The organism is Arthrobacter sp. PsM3 (genome assembly GCF_030433895.1).
Lineage (GTDB): Bacteria > Actinomycetota > Actinomycetes > Actinomycetales > Micrococcaceae > Arthrobacter.
The window spans coordinates 65,877-82,091 of record NZ_JARUXE010000013.1 but is presented as its reverse complement, the minus strand read 5'-3'; the positions used below and the strand labels follow the sequence as shown (position 1 = coordinate 82,091).

At 67.8% G+C, this 16,215-nt stretch carries 15 protein-coding genes; all 15 read right to left on the bottom strand.

Features of this window, described 5'->3' with window-relative positions; genetic code table 11:
• Window positions 1–62 precede the first annotated feature (62 nt).
• Complete coding sequence (locus tag QCD75_RS09190; RefSeq protein ID WP_301227822.1) at window positions 63–1,157, bottom strand: RluA family pseudouridine synthase; 1,095 nt, start codon at window positions 1,155–1,157, stop codon at window positions 63–65.
• On the bottom strand, window positions 1,147–1,731 hold the full coding sequence (gene lspA / locus QCD75_RS09185; RefSeq protein ID WP_301227820.1) for a signal peptidase II: 585 nt from the start codon (window positions 1,729–1,731) through the stop codon (window positions 1,147–1,149). The genes QCD75_RS09190 and lspA overlap by 11 nt, the downstream gene beginning before the upstream one ends.
• Window positions 1,732–1,869: 138 nt before the next feature.
• A complete protein-coding gene (locus QCD75_RS09180) occupies window positions 1,870–2,568 on the bottom strand; it encodes a DivIVA domain-containing protein (RefSeq protein WP_301227819.1) in 699 nt (232 codons plus the stop codon).
• A gap of 149 nt (window positions 2,569–2,717) precedes the next feature.
• Window positions 2,718–3,026 carry a YggT family protein gene (locus QCD75_RS09175; RefSeq protein ID WP_301227817.1) on the bottom strand — a complete coding sequence of 103 codons (309 nt, stop codon included), beginning with the start codon at window positions 3,024–3,026 and terminating at the stop codon, window positions 2,718–2,720.
• Between the two features lie 138 nt (window positions 3,027–3,164).
• A complete protein-coding gene (locus QCD75_RS09170; protein WP_024366221.1) occupies window positions 3,165–3,695 on the bottom strand; it encodes a cell division protein SepF in 531 nt (176 codons plus the stop codon).
• 87 nt (window positions 3,696–3,782) lie between these two features.
• Window positions 3,783–4,529, bottom strand: a complete 747-nt coding sequence (locus QCD75_RS09165; RefSeq protein ID WP_301227872.1) for a YggS family pyridoxal phosphate-dependent enzyme — start codon at window positions 4,527–4,529, stop codon at window positions 3,783–3,785.
• 71 nt (window positions 4,530–4,600) lie between these two features.
• Window positions 4,601–5,377 (bottom strand): polyphenol oxidase family protein, encoded by a 777-nt coding sequence (locus QCD75_RS09160; RefSeq protein ID WP_301227815.1) that lies wholly within the window; start codon window positions 5,375–5,377, stop codon window positions 4,601–4,603.
• A 91-nt stretch (window positions 5,378–5,468) separates the two neighbouring features.
• The gene (gene ftsZ, locus QCD75_RS09155; protein WP_226761027.1) at window positions 5,469–6,695 is read right to left on the bottom strand and encodes a cell division protein FtsZ; all 1,227 of its coding nucleotides are present in this window, start codon (window positions 6,693–6,695) and stop codon (window positions 5,469–5,471) included.
• Window positions 6,696–7,026: 331 nt separating this feature from the next.
• A complete protein-coding gene (locus tag QCD75_RS09150) occupies window positions 7,027–7,917 on the bottom strand; it encodes a cell division protein FtsQ/DivIB (RefSeq protein ID WP_301227813.1) in 891 nt (296 codons plus the stop codon).
• Window positions 7,910–9,325, bottom strand: a complete 1,416-nt coding sequence (murC, locus tag QCD75_RS09145; protein ID WP_301227811.1) for a UDP-N-acetylmuramate--L-alanine ligase — start codon at window positions 9,323–9,325, stop codon at window positions 7,910–7,912. The genes QCD75_RS09150 and murC overlap by 8 nt, the downstream gene beginning before the upstream one ends.
• Window positions 9,326–9,329: 4 nt before the next feature.
• Window positions 9,330–10,469, bottom strand: coding sequence for an undecaprenyldiphospho-muramoylpentapeptide beta-N-acetylglucosaminyltransferase (murG, locus tag QCD75_RS09140; RefSeq protein WP_301227810.1), 1,140 nt, complete (start codon window positions 10,467–10,469; stop codon window positions 9,330–9,332).
• Between the two features lie 6 nt (window positions 10,470–10,475).
• Window positions 10,476–11,951: a putative lipid II flippase FtsW gene (ftsW, locus tag QCD75_RS09135; protein ID WP_301227809.1), complete on the bottom strand. Its 1,476-nt coding sequence runs from the start codon at window positions 11,949–11,951 to the stop codon at window positions 10,476–10,478.
• A 2-nt stretch (window positions 11,952–11,953) separates the two neighbouring features.
• Window positions 11,954–13,555 carry a UDP-N-acetylmuramoyl-L-alanine--D-glutamate ligase gene (gene murD, locus QCD75_RS09130; protein WP_301227807.1) on the bottom strand — a complete coding sequence of 534 codons (1,602 nt, stop codon included), beginning with the start codon at window positions 13,553–13,555 and terminating at the stop codon, window positions 11,954–11,956.
• Window positions 13,537–14,646: a phospho-N-acetylmuramoyl-pentapeptide-transferase gene (gene mraY / locus QCD75_RS09125; protein WP_226761021.1), complete on the bottom strand. Its 1,110-nt coding sequence runs from the start codon at window positions 14,644–14,646 to the stop codon at window positions 13,537–13,539. Before mraY ends, murD begins: the two co-directional genes overlap by 19 nt.
• Entirely contained in the window at window positions 14,643–16,211 is a 1,569-nt protein-coding gene (locus tag QCD75_RS09120; protein ID WP_301227804.1) for a UDP-N-acetylmuramoyl-tripeptide--D-alanyl-D-alanine ligase, read from the bottom strand. Before QCD75_RS09120 ends, mraY begins: the two co-directional genes overlap by 4 nt.
• Window positions 16,212–16,215 lie beyond the last annotated feature (4 nt).

Below are 16,215 nucleotides of genomic sequence, written 5' to 3'. Positions count from 1 at the left end.
GCCGCCGGATTGGACAGCTCCAATCCGGTGGCCGGCCGGACCAATGTGGCCGGCCGGACCAATCAGGCCTGGCCGGACTCCAGGACTTCCAGCGCGTAGCGCAGGTCCTGCGGGTATTCGCTGGTGACCGTGACCCGCTCGCCGGTCCGGGGGTGGTCGAAGGACAGCTGCCGGGCGTGCAGCCACTGCCGGGTGAGGCCCAGGGTGGCGGCGAGCCGCGGGTCCGCCCCGTACGTGAGGTCGCCGGCGCAGGGGTGCCGCAGTGCAGAGAAGTGGACCCGAATCTGGTGCGTTCGGCCGGTCTCGAGGTGGACCTCGACGAGTGAGGCCTTCCCGAAGGCCTCGAGGACCTCGTAGTGCGTGATCGAGTCCCTGCCGTCCTCGATGACGGCGAAACGCCAGTCGTGGCCCGGGTGGCGGCCGATCGGCGCGTCGATGGTGCCGGCCAGCGGATCCGGCAGGCCCTGGACGACGGCGTGGTACACCTTGTCCACAGTGCGTTCCTTGAAGGCCCGCTTGAGCGCGTTGTACGCGTTCTCCGTCTTGGCGACCACCATCACGCCTGAGGTACCGACGTCGAGCCGGTGGACGATGCCCGCGCGCTCCGGGCCGCCGGAGGTGGAAATCCGGTAGCCGAGGCCGGCGAGACCGCCGACGACAGTGGGTCCGACCCAGCCGGGCGAGGGGTGCGCGGCCACACCGACCGGTTTGTCGATGACGACGAACTCGTCATCGTCCAGCAGGATGTTCAGGCCTTCCACTACTTCCTCCACAATTTCCAGGGGGTCCCGGCGTTCCGGGACTACGACGTCGAGCACGGCGCCGGGGGCAAGCTTTAGCGACTTCCCAACCGCTTTGTCCTTGCTGGTGACGTTGCCCTCGCCGATCAGGGTGGCGGCCTGCGACCGGGAAATGTCCATGAGCTTCGCGAGTCCGGCGTCCACCCGGGTCCCCGCGAGATCGTCCGGGACCACAAAGCGGAACGATGACGCAGGGGTGGCCTCCTCTTCCGCATCGTCAATCTCGTCAGAAAGAATGTCGTCAGGAAGAGTGTCTTCCGGCAGCCCGCCGGCCGGCGTCAGGTCTTCCGGGGTCAGGTCCTCCGGCAACGTGTGTTCGGGCACCGCGTGGTCAGGCACCGCGTCCCTAGGAGTCATGTTTCACTGTGTCCTTTGTCAGGTGCGAGCCGTCCAGGGAGATCCCGCGCAGGGTGAGCAGGCAGATGATGACCACGGAGGATACGACGGCCGAGTCGGCGATGTTGAAGATTGCGAAGTTGGGGAGCTGGATGAAGTCCACCACATGGCCCATGGCGAAGGAGGGTTCGCGGAACAGCCGGTCGGTGAGATTGCCGAGCGCACCGCCGAGCAGCAGCCCGAGCGCCAGGGCCCACCAGAGCGACCCCAGTTTCCGGAGCTGCAGCAGAATGGCGACGGCGACGGCGGTCATGATGATGGTGAACACCCAGGTGACGTTTTCGCCGATGGAGAATGCAGCACCGGAGTTGCGGATGTAGTACCAGTGCAGCAGCGGGGGGAGCACCGGGATTCTCTCCCCCTCGGTCATGTTGGCCGTCACCCAGAGTTTGGTCAGCTGGTCAAAGATGTAAGCGAACACCGCCAGGCCGAAGAAGACGGAGAGCAGCAGGACCCGCCGCGGCCGCGGCTTCGTGGGCGCTGCCTCGGCAGGCTCAGCAGGCTGCGTGGCGTCGGGTAAGGGTGCGTCAGTCATAAGGCTTTCGTTCACGGGCCAGTGCGGGCACTGGGAGCGGGGTTCTTGGTCACGGCCGCCGGCGTAGCTGCGGTTAATGACAAAAGCCGGCGGCCGAGGAATCCTCAGCCACCGGCTTTCAGAATACTTGCTTAATGCCTAGCTGGTGGCTTCGACCTCAGGGGCCGCCACGGAGCCGCGGGCATCAAGATCGCGCAGCTGGCCTTCGATGTAGGCCTTCAGGCGTGAACGGTAGTCGCGCTCGAAGCCGCGGAGCTGCTCGACCTTGCGTTCCAGCACGGAGCGCTGCTGCTCGAGGGCGCCGAGGATCTTGCGGGACTTCTCCTGGGCGTCGTTGACGAGGCTGCTGGCCTCGATCTGCGCTTCGGCGATGATCTTGTCACGCTGCTGCTCGCCGTCGGCGATGTGCTTGTCGTGCATCTGCTGCGCCATAGCGAGCAGGCCTGCAGCGGACTCGGATGCCGGGGTCACGGCGGTGCGTGCCGGGGCAGCTGCCTGCTCGGCTTCCTTCTTCTTGGCAGCGTCAGCAGCCTTGGCGGCTTCAGCGGCCTTGGCCTCGGCCTGGGCTGCGGCTTCTGCCTTGGCGCGGTCTTCCTTCTCGACCTTGACGGGTGCCGGAACCTTTTCCACGACGGGGGCCGCGGCGGCGGAGCTGGCAGGCGTGCCGGCGCCCAGTTCGGCGAGCTTCTTGCGCAGCTCGTCGTTCTCCTGGTTCAGGCGTCGCAGTTCAACGACGATCTCGTCCAGGAAGTCATCTACTTCATCCTGGTCGTAGCCTTCGCGGAACTTGGTCGGCTGAAAGCGCTTGTTGACAACGTCTTCTGGCGTCAAAGCCATCTGGTCACCTCGTTGGTCTAGTTAGTCAGAGGCCTTCCGGCCGTCAAAACTACGGTACCTAAATATGGTCTGGTTCCTCTAATTCAACACCGCAGTGTCAAACCGGAGTTTCTATCTGTTTCGGGCCGCGGACCGGGTCCGCCGTCCAACTACGCTGCGATCGGCTGGGAAAAAACCAGAAACTTGGCAACTCCCATGGCGATGGTGACCGCCACGAACAGCAGCAGGAAGCCTAGGTCCAGTGACACTCCGCCGAGCCGCAGGGGCGGAATGAGCCGCCGGAGCAGTTTGAGCGGCTTGTCTGTGACCGAATACACAGCGTGCGCTGTGACGAGGGCCGCGCCGCGCGGCCGCCAGCCGCGGGCGAACATCTGCACCCAGTCAAAGATCAGCCGGATGATGAGGGCAACAAAGAACAAAAGCAAAGCGATATAGACAAGTCCGAAAACAATTCCCATGAGCTAACTCATATCTCCATGTTCATTCCGGATACCGCAGTGTCCTCTTGATAGTTACGCCTCTATTTCAACACGGATAATTCAGCAAGGATGCCAGACAGGGTCTCCCCTGCCTGGCATCCTCTGCAAAATCTTGGGCTAGCTCTGGTTGAAGAAGCTCGCCTGGGTCTCGCTGACCTTCTTGTCATCGCCGATGACTTCAACGTACGACGGCGACAGCAGGAACACCTTGTTTGTGACCCTCTCGATGCTGCCACGAAGTCCGAAGACCAGCCCGGCCGAGAAGTCGACGAGCCGCTTCGCGTCCGCCTCACCCATGTCCGTGACGTTCATGATGACGGGAATGCCGTCACGGAAGCTTTCGCCAATGAGCTTGGCGTCGTTGTAGGACCGCGGGTGGATCGTGGTGATCTGGCGGAGTCCGGTGTGCTCTTCGCGGCTCGATGCCGCTCGCTTGATGGGTGTCACAGGTGCGCGGTATTCCTCTTCAGCGGCGTAGGGCTCTTCCCTGGGGGCCTCGCGGACGGGCGCCGGTGCACGGCGTTCCTCGCGGTCATGCTCCATGGAATCGTCCTCATCCTTGTGCGATGTTTGGTGCTCGGACTCGTAGTGTTCGTCGCCATCGGCGAGCCCAAGATAGATCATTGTCTTGCGCAGAGCGCCGGCCATGGTCGACTCCTAATCGTGTCCGTCAGCGGGCCGATCAGTGACTTAGCAGCCTTGGAATCCCCGCCATTACCTTCCAATACGTTGAACCTACCGCAACGCCGGACGCGGACCGAGAATATCGGAGCCAATGCGAAGGTGTGTCGCCCCGAACCGGATGGCCTGTTCCAGGTCCTGGCTCATGCCCGCGGAAATGGCTGTGGCGCCGGGATGGTCGGCGGTCAGGCGTGCGGACAGCTCCGCGAGCTTCTCGAACGCCGGGGCCGGATCGGCCCCGAAGGGCGCGACCGCCATCACCCCCGCCAGGCGGAGCCCCGCGTGGCCGGCCAATTCCTCGGCCAGCGCCGGGACGTCGGCCGGAAGGGCACCGCCGCGGCGGCCGCCGGCGTCGTCGTCGAGGCTGACCTGGATGAAGCAGTCCATAGGCGCCCTGCCGGTGCGCTCCTGTTCGGTCGCCATGGCCTTGGCCAGGGCCCGGGCCAGCTGCAGCCGGTCGACGGAGTGCACGGCATGGGCGTACTTGACGACGGACTTTGCCTTGTTGCTCTGGAGCTGGCCGATAAAGTGCCAACGGAGCTCCAGCCCGGCCAGCTCGGCAGCCTTTTCCTCGGCTTCCTGGTCCCGGTTCTCCCCGACGTCCCTGATGCCGAGGAGGGCGAGCCTCCGCACGTCCTCGGCGGGATGAAATTTGGTGACCACGATCAGCCGGGGCGGCCGTTCCTGCCGGCTGGCGGCTGCGACGGCGCCATCGATGCGGCGCCGGACGGCGGCGAGCCGATCCCGGAGCTCTTCCAGCCGGGGATCGGATTCCGTGTTCGCCGGCTCCTGCGCCTTCATCGGCTCATTCGCGTGTCGATTCACCGCGTCGTTCACCCGGTCGTTCACCGCGTCGTTGTTCACCTGGTCGTTCACCGGGTCGTCCCTCTGGGGGCCGTCCCGGCATTTGCCCACACCAGACCGGCGAACCGTCCGGTGTGCCGGTCGCGGCGGTAGGAGAACAGGCGTTGATCTTCCAGGGTGCAGTTGCCGGAGTATTCGACCCGGACACCTGCGTCCTGCAGCTGGCTGCGGACGGCGGCCGGCAGATCCAGGCCCGGGGTGCCCCAGGAGGTGGTGCACCGGGCTGCGGGCACCCGGGCGGCCACCTCGTCACGCATGGCCTCGGGCACCTCATAGCACCCTCCGCAGACGGACGGGCCAATCCAGGCGCTAAGCCCGGCGGCGCCGAGTTCGCGCATGCGGGCCGTGGCCGCCGGTACGACGCCGGACGCGACGCCCGGGCGCCCGGCGTGAACGACGGCCAGTACGGGGCTTTCGCCGCCGGGGGTCTCCCCCACCAGGACGACCGGCACACAATCGGCGACCATCACGGCCAGGGGTTCCCCCAGGGACACCATGGCGTCAGCAGTCGGGGCGCCAGGGGCCGGGGCGGCAGAGGCGTCGGCAGCCGGGGCACCAGGACCGTAGCCGGCGGTCGCGGCGCCAATGCTGGCCACCCCGTTGCCGTGGACCTGGTTCATGTACTGGAAGTTCCGGCCGCCGAGTCCCAGGGCCGCCTCCAGCCCGCGACGCCGGCGCAGGACTTCCGCCGGATCGTCACCGACATGGAGCGCCAGGTTACCGGCGGCAGCGTCGGTAAAAGCCACCCAGACGCCGGGCCGGACTTCCGCCCGCCACGAGAACACTCAGAACACCGCCAAACTTGTTTGCAGAGCTTCGATCCTACGAGAAAGCACCATGGCACTGCCAACCGGCAGTGCCATGGCGCTTCAGGACCTACTTGAGGAAGTCAGGGACATCCAGGTCGTCGGAGTGGCGGCCGGACAGGTCCGGCTCCACAACGGACGGCAGGTCCACGTCGAAGCCCGAGTCGGCCGGAACGGCGGACGGGCGCTGCTGGCCCCAGCCACCGTACCCGGAAGCGCCGACCGTGGCGTGCAGCGGCTGGACCTGTGCCGAGGACGGAGCCTGTGCCGGGGCGGGGGCTGCGGCAGGCGCTGCCGGACGCTGCGGTGCCGACTGCGGAAGCGACTGGTCCATAGAGGGCGAGGTGGCCTTGACGTCGTCGAAGCCGGCCGCGATGACCGTGACGCGGGCCTCGTCGCCGAGGGCATCGTCGATGACGGCACCGAAGATAATGTTGGCCTCGGGGTGGGCGACTTCCTGGACCAGGCGGGCCGCCTCATTGATTTCGAAGAGCCCAAGGTCCGAGCCGCCCTGGATGGACAGAAGGACGCCGTGGGCGCCGTCGATCGATGCTTCCAGCAGCGGGGAGGCAATGGCGAGCTCGGCGGCCTTGACGGCGCGGTCTTCGCCGCGTGCCGAGCCGATGCCCATCAGCGCGGAGCCTGCGCCCTGCATGACGGACTTGACGTCGGCAAAGTCGAGGTTGATCAGGCCCGGGGTGGTGATCAGGTCGGTGATGCCCTGGACACCGGACAGGAGCACCTGGTCGGCGGAGCGGAATGCGTCCAGGACGGAGACGTTGCGGTCGCTGATGGACAGCAGACGGTCATTGGGGATGACGATCAGCGTGTCGACTTCGTCGCGGAGGGCGTCGATGCCGGCCTCCGCAGAGCCTGCACGGCGGCGGCCCTCGAAGGTGAAGGGCCGGGTGACGACGCCGATGGTCAGCGCCCCGAGCGAACGGGCGATCCGGGCGACGACGGGCGCGCCGCCGGTACCGGTGCCGCCGCCTTCGCCGGCGGTGACGAAGACCATGTCAGCGCCGCGCATGACCTCTTCGATCTCCTCGGCGTGGTCCTCGGCGGCCTGCCTGCCGACGTCAGGGTTCGCACCGGCACCCAGGCCGCGCGTCAGCTCACGCCCGATGTCGAGCTTGACGTCTGCATCGGACATCAACAATGCCTGCGCATCGGTGTTGACTGCGATGAATTCGACGCCGCGAAGACCGACCTCGATCATGCGGTTGACTGCGTTCACGCCACCGCCGCCGATGCCGACGACCTTGATGACGGCCAAGTAATTCTGCGGAGCTGCCACGTTACGTGTCCCTTGTTCGTGTTCTATTGCGAAAACTGATGGAGTCGGACTTGAACCTTTGAACCTTAACCTTCGAGTTGAAGGTTATAGTTATGTCAAGTAACTCATGCTGTGACGCTATTTCCTATGTAGATGACATTCAATAACCGGCCCCGCGTGTCGCAGTAATACCGGCGAAATAGCTTCCTTTGGTGCTGTGTCGGTGCCGGGTTGGTGCTGGCCGGGTGCCCGGTCGCTGCTGTTTCCTGGTGCCGCGCAGTCCGCTGCGGCCGGCACCCGGGCCGGACCGCGGTGCACGCCACCGCCGGCCTCCCGGACAAGTGATTGGCGGCTACCGGGTGACCGGGTGCCGGGGCACACTCACGTCATAGATCCGGACCGGGTTCTTCGGGTCCGCGGGGGCTTTCAGCAGGGCCTCCAGGACCTTTGCCTTGAGCTCCCTCTCCCCCGCATTGCCCCAGACGATCGTCTGGCCGTCCACGAGCTTGAGTTCAACGGCGTCGACCGACTTGGCCGAGGCTTCAGAGAGCCGGGCTAGCACATCAGCCGGCAGCGCCCCCAGGACGCCGGTGATGGCGTGGAACAGGTCCTTGGGCAGCGTGCCGCTTCCGCCGTCGATGACCGGCAGCGGAATGGAGTCCGGGTCGGCGCTGTCATTGAGCTTCACACCGTCGACGTCGACCAGCTGGTAGGCCTGGCCCTGCTTGACCAGGGCCACCGGGACGCGTTCGGTCACCTTGACCAGCAGCGTCGAGGGCGGCAGCGCCTGGGCGGTGACTTCCTTGACCTGGACCAGCGGCTGCAGCAGGGCGGTGACGTCGCCGTCGCTGATCTGCGGCAGCGGCTTGCCGTGCAGCGGTTCAAGGGCCGTCTGGACCTGCTCCGCGCTCAGCAGTTTGGTGCCCTGGACAGTGACCGTCTGCAACGCCAGGACGGGCGAGTACACCGCCGCGGCGATGACCGCCGCGACCAGCACGGCCAGGGAACCAATGATGCCCTGGCGGATGCGCCTGCGCCGCTTGGCCTTGGGTTCGGGAAAGGACAGCACATTGTCCCGGGCCGGCGGCGCCTCCTGTTTGCTTCCGGCGGCGGGGGCAGCTGCGGTGGTGGCCGCGCCGCCGTCCTTGGACGCCGAGATGACATCGGACGACGCCGGGTCCCCGGGCGCCGACGCCGGCCGGCGTGCACCGGTACGGTAGCTGGGACGTCGGGTGCTAGGCACGGGGGGCTCCGCTGTTCAGGGCTGCGACGATCAGTGGCCCGTAGGCCGTGACGTCGCCAGCTCCGACCGTGAGCACGATGTCCCCGGGCGCGGCGGCGGCCACCACTGCCTGCACGGCCTCATCGCCCGGTCCGACGAGCCGACCGCCCGATCCCAGGTGGGCGGCGATCAGCTGGCTGGTGACGCCCGGGATCGGGTCCTCGCGGGCCGGATAGATGTCCAGGACCAAGGCGGTGTCGGCGGCGTTGAGCGCCGTGGCGAACTCTTCGGCGAATTCCCGGGTCCGCGAAAACAGGTGCGGCTGGAAGAGGACGTGCAGCTTGTGCCCACCGGCCACCGACCGCGCCGCGGACAGGGCTGCGCGCACCTCCGTGGGGTGGTGGGCGTAATCGTCGTAGACCCGGACGCCGCGGCCCTCCCCCTTGAATTCGAAGCGCCGGGACGCTCCGGTGAAGTGGGCCAGGGCGCCGGCGGCAACGGCGGCGTCGACGCCCAGTTCCAGGGCGACAGCGAAGGCCGCGGCGGCGTTGAGGGCATTGTGCCGCCCGGGAACGTGCAGATCGAGCCTGAAGCGTCCTGCGGGGGTGGAGATGGACACCTCCCCCGGGCCGCCGTCGTGCAGCACAATCTGGGCGTCATCGCTGGTGCCGTAGAGCACGACGCGCGTGTTGCCACGCTCGAGGGTCCGCGTTGCCAGGGCCCTGGCTCCGGCGTCATCCGCGCAGGCCACGAGCACACCGTCGGGCGGGAGCAGCGCGGTGAACCGGTCGAAGGAGGCGTAGACGGCCTCGGCGGTGCCGTAGTAGTCGAGGTGGTCCGGTTCGACATTGGTGACGACGGCGATCTGCGGGCTGTAGTTCAGGAAGGACCCGTCGGATTCGTCGGCTTCCGCCACGAAGATCGGCGTGCTGCCGCTGGCGGCGTTGACGCCCAGAGCCGGGACGTTGGCGCCGATGGCGAAGGAGGGGTCCAGGCCGGCGCCCTGCAGGAGGACGGTGATCATCGACGTCGTGGTGGACTTGCCGTGCGTGCCGGCCACGGTCACGGCGGTGTCCTGCGCCATGGCGGCCGCGAGTGCCTCCGAGCGGTGGAAGACGGGCAGTCCGGCGGCCATGGCCGCAGCCAGCTCGGGATTGTCCGGGCGGATGGCGGAGCCGGCGACCACGCTCTGGGCGTCACCCAGGTTGGCGGCGGTGTAGCCAACGCAGATCCGCGCCCCGGCCGCTGCCAGATCGGCCATGACCGGCAGGTCCTTAGCGTCGGAGCCGCTGACCGGCAAGCCGCGGGCCACCAGGATGCGGGCCACGGCGGACATTCCCACGCCGCCGATGCCGATGAAGTGCACCCGGCCGAGGGACTTCGCGGTGCGGGCCGTCCGGGAGGTGTGCTGGTGTTCGGGCTGGGTCATTCCACTACCGCTTCCTGCTGTGCTTTACGGGTTTTGCCTTCGCGGACGCCACCGCTTCAAGGACGAGACTGGACATGCGCCGGTCGGCGTCCCTGATGCCGAGCCGTTCCGCGCTGGCCGCCATCCGGGCGAGCCGGTCCGTGTCCTGCAGCAGTGGGACGATGTGCCCGCGGACCCACTCCGGCGAAAAGGTGCTGTCGTCCACCACCAGGGCGCCGCCAGCCGCGACGAGCCCGGCGGCGTTGAGCGCCTGCTCGCCGTTGCCGATCGGCAGCGGAACGAAGACGGCAGGAAGGCCGACGGCGGCGACCTCGCAGACCGTGGCGGCGCCGGCGCGCGCCAGCAGCAGGTCCGCCGCAGCGTACACCGTTTCCATTCCGTCAACGTACTCGCGTTGCTGGTAGCCGGGGGCCGCGAGCGGCTTGCCGTCGGCGTCGTGGACTGCCTTGCCGCGTCCCGTGAGGTGCAGGGTCTGGATGCCGGCCTCTGCAAGGAGGCCGACCGACGCCGCGATGGTGCGGTTGATGCTCTGGGCGCCCGAGGAGCCCCCGGTGACAATCAGGGCCGGACGCTGCGGGTCGAGGCCGAGGGCTGCCCGGGCTTCGGTCCGGGCGGCGCTCCGGTCGAGACCGGAGATTTCCGTCCGCATCGGCATGCCAACGTGGCGGGAGGCGCCCAGCCGGGTTGCGGCGAAGGCCACGGCAACGTGTCCGCCGAGCCGGGCCCCCACCCGGTTCGCCAGACCCGGGCGGGTGTTCGCCTCGTGGATGACAATGGGGATCTTCCGGCGCCAGGCGGCGAGGTACAGCGGGGTACAGACATACCCCCCGACACCGACCAGGACGTCGGCTTTGGCCTCGTCGAGGATGTCGCCGGCCTGTTTCACGGCGTGGAGCAGCCGGCCGGGGAGCCGCAGCAGGTCCAGCGACGGCCGGCGCGGGAACGGCACCCTGCTGATCGTGGCGAGGTCCAGGCCTGCGGCCGGAACCAGCCGGGCTTCCATCCCGGCGGGCGTGCCGACGGCCAGGAGCCGGACGCCGGGGCGGGCCTCCCGGAGTGCGTTCGCGATGGCCAGGAGCGGGCTGATATGCCCGGCTGTTCCGCCGCCGGCGAGGACGACGGACAATGACTGCTCGGTGTTCATGGAGGCCTATTTACGCTTTCGTGCAGGTGTTCTGGGGGCAGGGGTCCCGGCGGCGGGAGTTCGTGTGGCCGGTGTTCGGCGGGCTTTGGCCCCGGCGGCCGGGTTCCTTGCCTCGTTCCGGGCTGCGCCGCGTGCGGCGCTCCGCTTCCGCAGGGTTGCTGCGAGCCCGGCTGGGCCGAACCGGAACAGCCGCTTGGGCTGCAGGCCGGGCGCCATTTGGGCCCGGGCCAGGGACAAGACTACGCCGATCGCGCACAGCGACATCAGCAGCGCCGAGCCGCCGTAGGAGATGAACGGGAGCGGGATGCCAATCACGGGGGCCAGGCCGGTGACCACGGCCATGTTGACCGTCGCCTGGCCGAGCAGCCAGACCATGATGGTGCCCGCCAGGACGCGATGGAACATGTCCTTCTGTGCGACGACAACCCGGTAGATGGCGGTGCCGAGGATGGCGAAGAGGATCAGGACCACGAAGGTTCCCACCAGTCCGAGTTCCTCGCCGATGATGGCGAAAATGAAGTCATTGTGGGCTTCCGGGATCCAGCTGTACTTCTGCCGGCTCTGGCCCAGTCCCACGCCGAACCATCCGCCGGAAGCGAGGCCATACAGGCCGTTGGTGGACTGGTAGTTCACGTCGGAGCCGTCGGCGCAGGTCTGCCCGGTCCAGGACAGGATGCGGCAGACCCGGTTGGGGCTGGTGATGGCCAGGACGATCGTGCCCGCGGCGAGGACGACCCCGGCGATGCCGAACAGGTACAGCCGCACCCCGGCAAAGAACAGGGCGGCCGCCGTGATCATCATGACGATCATGGCGGTGCCGAGGTCGTTGCCCAAGAGGATGAGTCCGATCACTCCGGCGGCGCCGGGGATCACCACCGGGATCAGGGCGTGCTTGGTCTGGGACAGCAGCTTGGCCTTGCGGTCCAGCACCGTGGCCATCCACAGGGCAAGCGCCAGTTTGGCCGCCTCGGAAGGCTGGAAGGTGAAGGGGCCGACGTCGATCCAGTTCTGGTTGCCGAGGGCGCTGCGGCCGACGAGGAGGACCAGCACCAGCAGCACGAACGCCGCGATGATGGCGATCCACGCTCCGCGCTTGAGCCACACCACATTGACCCGCGAGAGCAGGAACATGCAGAAGAGGCCGATTCCGGCGAACATCCCCTGTTTGAGGGCGGCGGTGTAGGGCGATTCTCCGGCGGCGATGGCCTCGACGCTGGAGGCGGAAAGCACCATGAGGATGCCGATTGCCGTCAGTGCGATCGTGGAGCCCAGGATCAGGTAGTACGTGGAGCCGTTGCGGGACTTGCCCGAGCCTTCCAGCGCGGACCAGAATCCCCGGTACCAGTCCCGGATCCTGCGGCCGGCCCGTTGCGGGCCGTTCTGGGCCGTGGCCCCTGATGCTTTTGCTGCCGGCGCCTTCGCGGTGTGCGGCTTTGCCGCGGCCGGTGTGGCCGCGGGGTTACGTGTGGGCGTGCTGACCATTGTTACTCCTCGCTGGTCTGAGCCTGCCCTTCCACGAGCTCGCGGACAGCTTCGATGAAGGCGTCGCCACGGTGAGCGTAGGAAGAGAACTGATCCATGGACGCAGCCGCCGGGGCCAGGAGCACAGTGTCCCCGGAGGCGGCCAGCTGCGCCGCCGACGCAACGGCCTGGGCCATCACAGTTTCGCTGAAAATCGGCGAGGGGCCTGCTACGGCGCGGGCCGTCCCGGCAGTCTGCACCTCTTCAGTTTCGCCCTTCCCCTCCCCGATCACTGGGACATCGGGCGCGTGTCGCCGCAGCGCGGAAAGGAGATCTCTGGAGTCTGCCCCGATCAGGACGACGGCCTTGAGCCGGCGGGCGTGCTCGTGGACAAGCGCGTCATAGCTCACGCCTTTGGACAGTCCCCCGGCGATCCAGACAACGTTCTCGAAGGCGGAAAGGGACGCCGAGGCGGCATGCGGGTTGGTGGCTTTGGAGTCATCGACCCAGAGGACACCGTTGTGGCGGGCCACGAGCTGGATGCGGTGGTCCCCCGGAAGATAGTTCAGCAGGCCCTTGCGGACCGCAGCCGGCTCCACGCCGTAGGCGCGGACCAGGGCTGCCGCGGCGAGGGCGTTGGCCACCATGTGGCGCGGGGCCACGGTCCCGAGGTCCGAAACGGAAGCCAGTTCGGCGGCGCTGTCCTTGCGTTCGGCGATGAAGGCGCGGTCCACGAGGAGTCCTTCGACGACGCCGAGCATGCTGATGGCCGGCGTGACGGTGGTGAAGGCGACTGCCCGGCAGCCCTCGACGACGTCGGCGTCCTCCACCATGCGTTCGGTTTCGATCTGCTCCGCGTTGTAAATGCACGCCTTTTGGGTGTGCTCGTAGACCTTTGCCTTGTCCGCCAGGTAGGAGGCGTAGGAGCCGTGCCAGTCGACATGGTCCTCGGCGACGTTCAGGCAGACACTCGCCACCGGCGAAACGGAGTGGGACCAGTGCAGCTGGAAGCTGGAGAGCTCGACGGCGAAGACGTCGTAGTCCACCGGATCGCGCAGGGCATCAAGGATGGGTGTGCCGACGTTGCCGACGGCGATGGCCTTCAGTCCTGCGGCCTGCAGCATCGATTCGGTCATCCCGACGGTGGTGGTCTTCCCGTTGGTGCCGGTAATGGTGAGCCAGTCCGCGGTCTTGCGTCCTTTGCGTTCGCGGACCCGCCACGCGAGTTCGACATCGCCCCAGACCGGGATGTGGGCCCTCGCCGCGGCGGCGAGCAGGGCCTGGTCCGGCCGCCACCCCGGGGAGGTGACAATCAGGTCCGGCTTGGCGCCGTCGAATTTGGGAACGGTTTCCACGGCGTCCTCGCCGAGCAGGACCCCTGCGGCCCCGACGATCCGCAGCGTATCCGCCTGGGCCTCGGCCGTGGGGCCGGTGGCGGCGTCCACCACGACCACGCGGGCGCCGAGTTCGATCAGCGTGTCAGCGGCGGCGAACCCGGAAACCCCGATTCCGGTGACGACGACCCGCAGGCCGGCCCAGTCGGAGTCCCAGCTGACAAGGTTTTCCAGCCGGGGTGAGGTGGTGAGGGGCGCGGGAATTGGACCGGTCACAGCAGTACCACCCATTCGGCGTAGAAGATGCCCAGTCCGGCGGCGACGAAGAGTCCGCACAGGATCCAGAACCGGACGACGACGGTGACCTCTGCCCAGCCTTTGAGTTCAAAGTGGTGCTGGAGCGGGGCCATTTTGAAGAATCGTTTGCCCTTGGTGATCTTGAAGTAGCCGACCTGGATGATCACCGAGAGGGTGATCAGGACGAAGAGGCCGCCGATGAAGGCGAGGAGCAGTTCGGTCCGGGACAGGATGGCGAAGCCGGCGACGGCGCCGCCGATCGCAAGTGAGCCGGTGTCGCCCATGAAGATCTTGGCAGGTGAGGTGTTCCACCACAGGAAGCCGACCAGCGCCGCGCTGAGGATGGCGGCGAGCAGGGCCAGGTCCAGGGGGTCGCGGACGGTGTAGCAGCCGGCGCCGGCCTGCCGCGGCGAACCGCAGGACTGGTTGCTCTGCCAGATCCCCATCAGGGTGTAGGCGCCGAAGACCATGATGGAGGCACCGGCGGCCAGGCCGTCGAGGCCGTCGGTGAGGTTCACTCCGTTGGTGGCGGCGGTGATGATCAGGTTCGACCAGAGCACGAAGAGGATGGCGCCGATGACGGTGCCGGCGAAGGCCAGGTTCAACCACGGGATGTCGCGGACCAGGGAGATCTGGTAGGAGGCGGGCGTCACGCCGTTCTCGTCCGGGAAATAGAGGGCGAGGACCGCGAAGATGATGCCGACGGCGGCCTGCAGGATCAGCTTGGCTTTGGCGTTCAGGCCCAGGCTTCGTTGCTTGGAAATCTTGATGAAGTCATCCAGGAAGCCGACGAGCCCCATCCCGACCATCAGGAACAGGAGCAGCAGGGCCGAGGCGGACGGGCCCGGCGACTCCGGGTTCATCAGCCACATGACGAGATGCGTGATGGCGTAGCTGGCGAGCACCGCCAGGACCACGACCGTGCCGCCCATCGTGGGGGTGCCGCGCTTGGTGTGGTGCGATGTGGGTCCGTCATCCCGGATGAATTGGCCGTAGCTCTTGCGGACCAGGAAACGGATGAAGAGCGGAGTGCCCAGGAAGGAAAACAGCAGGGCCAGTCCGGCGCCCATCAGCAGTGCAATCACAGCAACGCACTCCCTTCAGTGGCGGTTCCTTCAGTGGCGGTTCCAGCGGCGCTCCCGGCAGCCCTTCCCTCGTCGGGGCCGGCGGCGGTCCCGGGGGCCTGTGGGGGTAATGCTATCCGATCGCCCAGATGGCGCAGCCCGATGCTGTTGGACGACTTGAATAGCACGAGGTCGCCGGGTTCAAGCTCGGCCCGCAACAGTTCGTAGGCCTCCTCCGCTGTCTCGGCGAAGACGCACTCGTTGCCCCAGGACCCCTCGTTGACGGCGGAGACGTAGAGCGACCGGGCCTCGCGGCCCACCACGACAAGCCGGGAGATGTTGAGCCGGACCACCTGGGTGCCAACAGCCATGTGCTCGCGGATGGAGTCCGGGCCAAGTTCGAGCATGGCCCCGAGCACGGCCCAGGTCCGGCGGCCCCTGCCCAGGTCGGCGAGGGTCCGCAGGGCGGCGCGCATCGATTCCGGGTTGGCGTTGTACGCATCGTTGATGACCGTGACGCCGTCGGCCCGTTCGGTGCGTTCCATCCGCCAGCGGCTGGCGGCCGTCTGGGTGCTGAGGGAGGCTGCGATCCGGTCGGCGGGGACGCCGGCGGCGTGCGCCGCCGCCGCTGCTGCCAGCAGGTTGGCGATGTGGTGGGCGCCGATCAGCTTGGCTGCGACGTGGTACCCGGCACTCCCGCCCGGCAGGAAAAGTTCGAATTCGGGGTGGCCGTCGGCGTTGAGCTCGACGCCCTCGGCCCGGACCCGCTCTGCACCGGCTGTGGTAGCTACGACTTCGTCGTCCAGGCCGCCGCGGGCGGGCAGGGCAGAATAGCCCAGCACCGTGGCCCGCGTACGCGCGGCCATCGCCGCGACGCGGGCGTCGTCCAGGTTGAGTACGGCGGTGCCGGCGGCAGGCAGGGCTTCGACGAGCTCGCCCTTGGCCCGGGCGATGTTCTCCACGCCGCCAAATTCGCCGGCGTGGGCCGTGCCGACCCCCAGAACAACTCCGATGTCGGGGCGCACCATCTCCGCGAGGTAGCTGATGTGGCCCACGCCCGTGGCGCCCATCTCAATCACGAGGTAACGGGTGTCGGCGTCGGCCTTGAAGACGGTGAGCGGGACCCCGACTTCGCCGTTGTAGGAACCCTGCGGGGCAACGGTCCGGCCTTCGCCGGCCAGGATCCCGGCCAGCAGGTCCTTGGTGGTGGTCTTGCCGGCGGAGCCGGTAATGCCGATCACGGTCAGTGGCTCGCCGGCGGCCGCGCGGCTGGCGCGGATCCGCCGGACGGCTTCGGCGGCCAGTGCGCCCATCGCGAGGACCGAGTCCTGGACAACGACGGCGGGGTAGGTTCGCCCGGCGCCGTCCGCGACGTCGTGCTCGACCAGTGCCAGCACTGCTCCGCGTTCGAAGGCCGCGCCCACGAAGTCGTGGCCGTCGGCCGTCTCCCCCGGCTTGGCCACGTAGAGGGAACCCGGTGTGGCTTCCCGGGAGTCGGTGACCACGGAGCCGGGGATAATCCCCGGCTCGGCGGCCAGCCGGCCGCTGGTTAGATCGGCGATTTCCGCCGCGGTAAATGCAATCATCTCG